The organism is Streptomyces sparsus, from assembly GCF_054776295.1.
In genome coordinates this window covers 1-1,917 of the sequence record NZ_BAAHCA010000925.1, presented here as the reverse complement: position 1 = coordinate 1,917, position 1,917 = coordinate 1, and the positions used below count along the sequence as shown (strand labels likewise).

Here is a 1,917-nt window from a genome sequence, read left to right as displayed (position 1 = left end):
CAGCGCCCGCGTCCGCCGTCGCTCGGCCGGAGGCGGTGGAGGCGCCCGCCGCCGGGCCCGAGCCGCGGATCGAGGCGGAACCGGACTACTACCTGAGGCCCTACGGCCGCGGCGCCGAGGAGCTGTTCCCGGTGGTGGTGCACGCGCCCGCCCCGGTGCGGGACGTGACGCTCACCGTGGACGCCTCCGGGTTGAGCGACCTGGCCCGGGTGCGGGCGGGCAACATGTGCACCGAGCGCGCAGAAGGCTCCGGGGTGTTCGTCTGCCGGGCGGAGTCGGTCAGCGGCCGGAAGCAGTTCCACGCGATGAAGATCAGGGCGGCCGAGGGAGCGAAGACCGGTGGCAGCGGCACCGTGCGGTACCGCGTCACCGCGGCGGGAACGGCGCCGGTCCGATCGACGAGCACGGTCCGGGTGGGGGACGGCGAACTGGTCGTCCGCCCGGAGGAGCCGGCGACCGGAGTGAGGCCGGGGGAGCGGCTGACGTACCGTCCGGCGGTCCTCAACCGCGGCGACGTCGAGGTGCGCCGGTTCGGGATCACGCTGAGCGGCGACGCCGGTCTGCGCTTCGCCGAGGAGTTCCGCAACTGCCACTACACGGCCGACAGCGTCGCCCCGAGGGTCCGTTGTGTGATCGACCGGCCGTTGCCGCCCGGTGAGGCCCACGAACTGTCCGAGCCGTTCCGCTTCACCGTGGGCGACGTACTGAGCGCGAAGCTCACGCCTTCCGTCTGGGCGCCGGGTGACGGCGGGTCCACCGTGGCCGAGCCCGAGAGCGGCACCGCACCGGGCGGGGGACGGACGCTGACCGTGCGGCCGGTCCCGTCCACCGGTTTCCCCGCGGAGGGCGGTTCGCACCGCTCCGCGCTGCGGATCACCACCACCCGGCAGGTCGACGTGCAGGCCGTCGCCGGACCGGTGCGCGGCAAGGTCGGGGACATCGTCGAGGTGAAGGTGGGCATCGGCTACGGCGGGCCCGGCCGGCTCCGGATCGTGGGCGACGAGATGGACGGCAGCGGCGCCCGGCTGCGCTACACGATCGTGCCACCGGCCGGGACGACGCTGGACCCCAACCGGACGGAAGAAGACGAGGAGCCCTGGCAGTGCGCACCCGCCACCAGGGGGGCCGCGAAGTACACGTGCTCGGTCGGCGCGACCGAGCTGGCCGAGGGCGACACGGCGACGCTGCCGTTCTTCTTCCGCATCAACAGCCGCCCGCCAGCCGGCGGGGTCGAACCGGGGCGCGTCACGGTCTCCGGAGACGTCCTGGAGCGTGACCCGGAGCCGGACAACAACAGCGCCCACATCCGGCTGGAGGTCACCGGCACCGGGGGCGACGCGGTCCCCGACTCCTACGTGACCGAGTCGGACGGCGAGTCCGGGGGCGGCGGGGCGCCGATGTCGGACACGGCGCTGGGCGTGCTGGCCGTGCTGGCCGTGCTGGTCGGTGCAGCCGGTCTGCTCATCGCAGTGGTGCTGGTCCGCCGGGCGCGTTGACCGTCAAATCGGGTCATTCTGCACGTAAAGTCACACTATGCCCACGCCACACGGAACCCGAGGCGGTATGGCTTTCAGCGCGGAGGAGCTGCGCGTGCTCCGAAGCGCTCTCGCCACCGTGCTCCAGCCCGCCCCCGTACCGGACCACGCGATCAGGCAGTGCCTGCGGCTCGCCGAGGCCGTGGACGAGGTGATCGACGAGCAACGCCGGCAGCGCGCCTTCCTGGTCGCGGACCTGGCCCGCTACCGTGACGCACTGCCCGGCTCGGCCAGTGGATACCTGGCCCACCTGCGGGAGGCCCTGGCCGTCGGCTACCAGCCCGAGGAGGCCGACCTCCTGGCGCTGCGCGAGCTGTGCATCGAACGCACCGGCCTGCCGGAGACGGCCCGCCGCACGGCGCTGCTGGTGCGGGCCGCGCTA

Annotated in this window: 1 protein-coding gene and 1 pseudogene; both read left to right on the top strand. The window is 73.7% G+C overall.

Translation table 11 applies throughout. From position 1 onward, the window contains the following. Positions 1–1,496 (top strand): hypothetical protein (locus ACYVE9_RS24990; protein WP_461030162.1); only part of this gene is annotated, 1,496 nt, incomplete at its 5' end. A 37-nt stretch (positions 1,497–1,533) separates the two neighbouring features. Continuing rightward, a pseudogene (locus ACYVE9_RS24985) lies at positions 1,534–1,917 on the top strand (hypothetical protein); the annotation flags it as partial.